This window comes from Candidatus Rokuibacteriota bacterium (assembly GCA_016209385.1).
Classification (GTDB): domain Bacteria; phylum Methylomirabilota; class Methylomirabilia; order Rokubacteriales; family CSP1-6; genus JACQWB01.
Window position 1 is genome coordinate 1 of the sequence record JACQWB010000181.1, and the last position, 7,572, is coordinate 7,572.

Below are 7,572 nucleotides of genomic sequence, written 5' to 3' on the forward strand. Positions count from 1 at the left end.
GCCCGAAGGACCGTCCGGGCCAGGGGATCGATCGCCTTTCGATCCTGCCACTTGGCGATGAACTCCGCGTCCAGCAGCCCCTCGGCGCGCTTGACTTCAAAGGACCCAGCCATCCGGTTCCTCCGATTCAGAAGGATACCAGCCCTTCGGCGTTTAAGCCGCGCAACAGGAGAGCCTGGATACATCCTTCTGGAAGGTCAGCGCCGCCAGCTTGAGCCCCTCGACCATGGTCAGGTACGGGTGGAAGGTCTCCACGAGGTCCTGGACCCGGAGGCCGAACTTCACGGCAAGCGTCGCGGCCTGGATTACCTCTCCAGCCTCGTCTGCCACGACATGGGCGCCGAGGAGCTTTCCCGTATCCTCCTCCGCCACGAGCTTAAAGAGCCCGCGGGTGTCCCTGGACGCCAGAGCCCGGGGAACGTCCTTCAGGTAAAGGACCGTGGTCTTCACCGGCTTTCCCTTGGCCTGCGCCGCAGCCTCGGTGAGCCCGACACTCGCGACCTGGGGGTCGGTGAAGATGACGTGCGGGAGCGCGGAGAGTTCATAGATTCGTCCAGCCCCGGTCAGGGCGTTCTCCGCTGCCAGGCCGCCGGCATAGGCCGCAACGTAGACGTACATCGGATCGCCGATGCAGTCGCCCGCCGCGTAGATGTCAGGATTCGCGGTCTCGAGGTGCTCGTTGACGACGATCTCGGCCCGTGACCCGGTTTGAACGCCTGCCTCGGCCAGGCCGAGGTCCGCGGTGTTAGGCCGCCGCCCCGTGGCGAGCAAGAGCTGCTCAGCGACGCAGGTCTCGGGTTTCCCGTCGATCACCGCGTGCACCCTGTACTCCGCGCCTGCCCGTTCAACCCGCGCAATCTTGACGTTGGTGCAGATCCGAATCTTCTCGCCTGCCAGGTACTCGGTCAGCGCTTTTCCGATCTCCGGTTCCTCGCCGCCAGCCACATGAGGCCCCGCCTCGATGATCATCACCCGTACGCCGAAGCGGGCGAAGAGCTGGCCGATCTCGAGCCCGATGGCCCCGGCCCCGATCACGAGGAGCGACGCCGGAAGCTCGGGGAGGCTCAATGCCTCGGTGGAATCCAAGAAGCCCGCCTCAGCCAACCCCGGGATCGGCGGTGCCCAGGGGAGCGAGCCCGTGGCCAGGAGGATCTTGCCTGGAGTGTACGACCTGCCGTTCACCGTGACGGTCCGCCGGCCGGTCAGCTTCGCCCGCCCCTGGATGAGCGTGATATTGGGGTAAATCTTCATCACGTCCACGTACTTCCCCTGACGGAGGGCGACCACCAGCTCGTCTTTCTGTTGGACCACGCGCTGCCAGTCCGAGGGCGGCGGGCACGCGGTCAGCCCTTCGAACTTCGGGTACGCGGAGCGATAGCAGAGCTCGGCGGCCTTGATCAGGGTCTTCGACGGCACGCAGCCGATGTTCACGCACGTGCCGCCGATGGTGCCAGCCTCTATAATCGCGACCTTCGCCCCCAACTCTGCTCCTTTGATAGCCGCGGCGAACGCTGCAGACCCGCCGCCGATCACCATGAGGTCGTACTGCTCACCACCCGAGGGGAACCTCTGGCCCTCCCCAACTGCCCGCCGTTCTCGCACGCGAGCCCGGTAGCCGGCAGCCTCGATAGCTCGGGCCAGCGTGTCATCGGTGACCCCAGGGTCGGCGACCACCGTCGCCCTTCCGGCCTGCCAGGTCGACACTGTCGCCTCCTCGACCCCTGAAACACCCCTCACCGCGCTCTCCACATGCCGGGCGCACCCGTCGCACGTCATCCCGTCCACTTGTAACGTTACCTGCACTCGGTCAGCCATTTGTTCGTCTCCTCCGTTTCATGACCGGACATGAGTCCCCGTCAACTTCGGCCGGGAGAACCTGGAACACCTGGACCGTTCGCAGACAGTCCTTTCAATGTTCGAGGCACGACCGTTCGGAGCTGATACGTAAGTGAACCGGTCAGCCACGACTGATCCAGGAGGAACGGGCTTCTATAATTTTGACTGTCGACGGAGTATGAGACGAATCTACCGAGATTTTCGATCGCTCAAGATTTGGCGGATCGCGCGAGACTTTCTGTGGCGGCTTGCGTTCCGTGAAACTTATAAGGAGATCAGAAGGAAAACAATCGCGCCCAGGACGCTCCCCTGCCAGCGCCGCGCGGCCCTAGCAGCAGGCAGCCCCCGAACCGGAAGAATCGGTCAGTTTGATCGGGGCCTCCTCCAGAAATCGGGCCGGAAGCGCCTGAAACCGGTCGCGACAGCGCTCGGAGCAAAAGTAGTACGTTTCCCCAACGAACTGATACGTGGAGGCCCCGTCCTTCGGAACCGCCATCCCGCAGACAGGGTCCTTGACAGTCTTGGCCTTCGCGAACAGCGTGAAGAACATCCCCATCACCCCCTCGTTGTGCCAATTCTACCGCAAACTCGATACGAACGTAAGGAACTTGTCAAGTCCGCCACGTTGCCCCCTAGTCGTCAGATCACCAGGAGCATGACCAAGACAGTGCTGAATCGCTTCATCATCCCTCACCTCCTCCACCCCCTATTCGTTTGCACGGCGGAAAAGGTTGGGGCTACCAAGCGGAGGGGCTTACCGGCTCTCAATGGCTCTCAGGATTACCGCGGCTCGGCGCTCGTGCTCCGCGGCCTGCTCGCGCTGGCCCTGGGCCGAGTAGATCGACGCCAGGGCGCGGGAGGCCTCGGCGGCAGGCAGGCTCTGCCGCTCTGGGCCCTCCAGGTGGTCGAGGAACCCCTCGAGGTGGAGGCGCGCCCGGGAGAGCCGGCCGAGCTTCCAGTCGGCAAGACCCAGGTAGTAGCGCGCCCGGGAGCGAGCCGCGGCTTCGCCTAGGAGGGTGAGCATCGCCTCCAGCTCGGCACTCGCCACCTCCGGATACCCGAGGAGGTAGGCGGTCACCCCCTTGTAGTAGCGGGTCAGGGGCTCCATCACCTGTCGCGTCAAGACCTCAGAGAGATGGGCGTCCTCGGGGACACGCACCCCTCGCTCCGACCTGAGCCGGACGTGCTCGATCACGGAGAAGCTCACCGGGTCGGGCGACCGGCGCTCCAGCTCCCGTCGCCAGCCGTCGAGCTGACCGAGAAACCGTGCCCAGGCCTCAGCCGCGGCGCGCTGGTTCCCGAGCTTGCTGTAGGCGAGGTGGAGGTAGTACTGGGCAAGCCGAGCAACCCCGAGGCTATCCCCCCAGAAGTAGGCTGTGAGCCAACCGGCAGAACCGGCGCCACCGGCCGGTACCTTTTCAGCCCTGGAGAGGAAGGCCACAGCTGCCCTGTAGAGGCCGAGCTGGTAACGGTTGACGCCGAGGAGGAAGTTGACTACCGGGTTGTCGGCGGAGCGCGCGCTGAAGGATTCGAGGTAAGGTTCCGCCTCACGAACCCCGCCGCGCTCGTGATAATAGAGGGCGAGGCTCAGCAGGGCGCCGCCGTGGCGCGGTTCCACCGCAAGGGCTTCGCCCCAGAGGCGCACGGCCTCCGCGTCGTGCCCCTCGCGCTTGAGCGCTTCGCCGAGGACCCAGAGCCCCTCCGGCGAAACCGCGAGGGCGAGGCCGTCGCGGGCGATCATCTCCGCCTGCCGCCAATCGCGCGATGCCAGCGCCCTTGCCGCGAGTCCGTTCAGGAATTCAGCGCGCTCCCGCGCCGACGTCCACTCCGCCTCGAGATATCGGGCAATGCCGGCCCCTGCTCCAGCGAGCGCCTCGGCGTTCCGGGCCGCGGTCTCCAAGTGCATCTCCCACGGCGCCGAGAGCTCGATGAGGGCATTGTCGTCAGTGTTGAGCGGGCCTTCCCCTGCGTAGGCCCGCGCCTCAGTGTCCCCAAATCGGAAGCGCGTGAGGAGGTCAAAGATATCGCCTACTCGGACTCTCGCGAGATCCGCGGCGACGGCAGTCACCCGCATGCGCTCCTGGATTCCGGGCACCGGCACCCTGAGCGGCTCCACCCCTCCAACCAGGAGGAGGTCGCCTGCAGCAGGCTGGAATACCAGAAGGTAAGGAAACACGCTCTGAAAGGTCCTGAGGAGAGCCTTCAGAGAGGGCTCGGTCATGCCATAGAGCTGAAGCCACTGGACGAACAGGCCCCCCGGTGCGAGCCGCTCGCGCCCGAGCCAGAAGAACTCTCGCGTGAAGAGCTTGGCCGGCCCGCTCATCCAGGGGTTGGAGGGCTCGGAGATGATCACATCGTAGCGATCGCGGGAAAGTAGAAGGACGTTCCGGGCATCGTCCACGACGAGGCGGACCCGAGGATCGTCGAGCGGCCGGTGGTTGACCGGAGCGAAGAGGCGCGAGGCCTCGACCACGGCAGGCTCGATCTCCACCGCCGTGATCTCGCGGACGGGGTGGCGCGTGACGGCGCCGACTGTCACCCCGCTGGCAAGGCCGATGACCAGAACCTTCTCAGGTCTCGGGTGAAGCAGAAGGGGGATGTGGCCCGAGAGCACCTGGGTGGGCATGTCTCCTGCTGTCGAGGCGTCCACCTTGCCGTCGATCGAGAGCGCCAGATGGCGGTGGTCCTCGAGAGATGGTCGCTCGGTCACCGCCACCGTGGCCGTTGGGCCTTCTCGATAGTAGAGGAGACGAAACTGGGGGAGCAGGCGGGAGAAGACATCGCGTGGGGAGGAATAGAGGCTCAGGTAGAGGGGGGCCTCCTTGTACACGCCCGCGGACATCGCGAGGGCCTCCCAGCGCGGGGCGAGCAGCGGGACCGACAAGAGCAGCGCCGTAGTCACGCTTGCTCCACGCCAGTGTCGCCCCGAAGCGACGAGCAGGCCCAGGGCCACGACCAGGCTCAGGGCAATCCCCAGGGTCAGGCTACCGGCGATTCCGATATTCGGGAGCAGAAGGAAGCCGCCCAGGAAGGCACCCAGCACGGCGCCGGCGGTGTTGGCCGCGTAGGCCCGGCCGACCTGCTCCCCTACGTTCCGGCTCGCCGGACCACCGAGCATCTGGACGACCACCGGGAAGACCGCGCCCATGAGGAGCGCGGGTGGGAGCATGATGAGGCCCGCCAGAGCGAACTGGCCCGCCACCCAGAGGGGTGAGACGCCCGACACAGCTTTGAACAGGTAGAGATAGAAGAGGGGGAGCTCAGCGAAGAGGTGAGCGCCGACCAGCGAGGCGACGCCGATCGCGATTTGAAGGAGGGCAAAGGTCCAGAGGAGATCCGGCTTTCGAGTAAGCAAGCGGGCCATGATGAGGCTCCCCCCCGCCAGCCCAGCCAGGAAGGTCACGAGCATGATCGTGAACGCGTAAGTGGACGAGCCGAGCACGAGGGTCAGCCCGCGCGTCCACGCCACCTCGGAGAGGAGCGCCACGAAGCCTGAGAGGGCAAATGCGGAGAGGATTCCCGCCTGCCAGGCCGCGAGCTTTTCCGGACGGGATGTGGCGGGGCCTCGTGTCGGCGGGGCCGCTATTTCAGGTCGCGAGAGCGCCAGGAGGAAAGCACCGATGGCCAGGTTGAAGGCCGCGGCTAGCGTCGTGGTCATCCCGAGTCCTAGCGTGGGGAGGAGCGCAAAACCTGCCGCGCCAGCGCCCAGGACCGCCCCGAGGGTGTTGAGGCCGTAGAGGAGCCCCGCCCGGCGGCCGAGGCCGCTCGTGCCGCTCCCAAAATGCTTAACCAGGGCCGGCAGGGTCCCTCCCATGAGCATGGTGGGGACCAGGAGAAGCAGGAAGAGCATCCCGAAGCGGAGCAGGCTCAAGGCCAGGAATGAGGGGTGATACTGGTCCCAGACGGCCCGGTAGAGGGGAACCAGGCCGGGGAGGACCACCGGGAACGCCAGCGCGAACACGCCCACCCCAAGCTCGAGGAGCGCGTACGTGCGCAACGGCCGACCCCAGCGGTCGACGAGCCGCCCGAAGAGCCAGGCCCCCGCGCCGAGACCCGCCATGAACGCCGCAAGGATCGTGCTCACGGCGAAGGTGGTCGTCCCAAAGACCAGGGTCAAGCTCCGGGTCCACGCGACCTCGTAGATCAGCCCGGTCGCTCCGGAGAGGAAGAAGCACAGAAGGAGCAGCGAGCGGAGACCGGACATAGTATAAGTCTTCCGATACGGCGCGGGCCTCGGGACGTAGGAATCCGTCAGGCCTCCCGGCCCACGACCGTGCGCGGGGAGCGGGCGCTATGCCCTGAAGGTGATGGGTGGCAGGCCGGGTCCGCTCACTTACTTCGAAAGCGAAGAGGCCCCTTTCACGATGACAGAAACCGTGCCCCTGGCCAGAACAGAGAGGCCTTTCCCGACGAGAAAGGCGAGGGCGGAGCAGGGTCAGCCGGGAAGGGCTTCAAGCGATCTGGATTGCTTTGCCCGGGGCTTCTCCACCTCCGACCCGACTTGAGGCTTCATCGATTCTCTCCCCTCGGCGTGCCAGTCATTTCGCCGCAGCATCGGTGATCTTGCCCATCAGCTCGTCGAGATCCTTGCCAAGGCTGTCCAGGCCGTTGTAGTCGGCCAGGGCGTTGGACGGTTTCCGGTAGCGGATCACCGTCTGGTTCCCTCCTTTGTCGTAGATGAGGACCTTCAGCGGAATCTCGAGGGCGGCGTTGAAGTCCTTCTCGAAGATGGGGATCCCCAGGCTCGGCCGGAAGATGAAGTAAGACTTGGCGCCGCGGATCTCCCGCCCAACCATCCGCTGCATCAGCTGGTAGTTAGGCTCGCCGACAATGATCAGGTTGGCACCCTTGACGGCTGCCTCAACTCTGGCCACTGTGGCGGGGTAAGGCTTGTTCACCACCTTCTCGACGATGACGATACCCGACGGCAGCTTGACCTCTCCTGCCGAGGCGAGAGCTGCCATGAGGCCGGTTGCCAGCATCGCCGACAATAGACTCAATTTCTTCATGAAGCTCTCCTCCTTCACGATAGACTTGACTCCGGTTATCCCCTGACATCGAGGGCAAACGTCGCCAGGGCGGGCTCCTTTTCAGCGCGCTCGAGCTTCACCGACACCTTCCACACCCCGGCCTTCTCCAGCTTCACCTTCGTCCGGTAGGTCTGGTCCCCCTCTCGGACCACTTCGGGAGCCTCCCTGACGATCTCTTCCGGGGTCGAGGGGACTTTCTCGTATGCCTTCCAGTACAGGAACCGCACCCTCGCTTTCTCCCCCAGGACCCTCCCATCTACGTCGGTGACCCTGGCCTTCAGGAGCACCTCGCCCACGCTCACGGAGGCCGGCTCGGTGGCGAGCGTGACCTTTGGAGGAAGCTCATGCTTCTTTCCCGACATGACCTCCTCCATGAGCTGCTCCGACGACTTCTGGCAGCCCGCCATCAGCGCGGCTAACGCTACCAGGAGGGCAAAGCCTGCCAGTCGGAATCGCTTCATGGCCCGAACACGCCGCCTACTCGGTCACCGCCTTCTCGATCTTCTTCACCACTCCGTCCAGCTCCTGGCCCAGGGCCTTGAGCTTCGGGTACTTGGCGAGTATGTGGGACGGCTTGTAGTAGCTGATCATGGTCCCCATGTCTACTTCCATCACCACAAGGCGGAAGGGGATCTCGATGCCGGCCGCGTGGTCGTTCTCGACGATCACCTTCCCGTACCTGGGGTGGAAGAACTCGATCCCCAGC

The 7,572-nt window shown here is 65.2% G+C and carries 6 protein-coding genes; all 6 read right to left on the reverse strand.

Annotated features, from left to right (window positions below):
- Positions 1–153: 153 nt before the first annotated feature.
- Positions 154–1,815: a mercury(II) reductase gene (merA, locus tag HY726_12695; GenBank protein MBI4609852.1), complete on the reverse strand. Its 1,662-nt coding sequence runs from the start codon at positions 1,813–1,815 to the stop codon at positions 154–156.
- Positions 1,816–2,164: 349 nt separating this feature from the next.
- Entirely contained in the window at positions 2,165–2,392 is a 228-nt protein-coding gene (locus HY726_12700) for a YHS domain-containing protein (protein MBI4609853.1), read from the reverse strand.
- Between the two features lie 198 nt (positions 2,393–2,590).
- Positions 2,591–6,040: a fused MFS/spermidine synthase gene (locus HY726_12705; protein ID MBI4609854.1), complete on the reverse strand. Its 3,450-nt coding sequence runs from the start codon at positions 6,038–6,040 to the stop codon at positions 2,591–2,593.
- Between the two features lie 334 nt (positions 6,041–6,374).
- Positions 6,375–6,845 (reverse strand): DUF302 domain-containing protein, encoded by a 471-nt coding sequence (locus HY726_12710; protein ID MBI4609855.1) that lies wholly within the window; start codon positions 6,843–6,845, stop codon positions 6,375–6,377.
- A gap of 35 nt (positions 6,846–6,880) precedes the next feature.
- Positions 6,881–7,327, reverse strand: a complete 447-nt coding sequence (locus HY726_12715) for a hypothetical protein (GenBank protein MBI4609856.1) — start codon at positions 7,325–7,327, stop codon at positions 6,881–6,883.
- Between the two features lie 16 nt (positions 7,328–7,343).
- On the reverse strand, positions 7,344–7,572 hold a 229-nt coding region (locus HY726_12720; protein MBI4609857.1), incomplete at its 5' end, for a DUF302 domain-containing protein.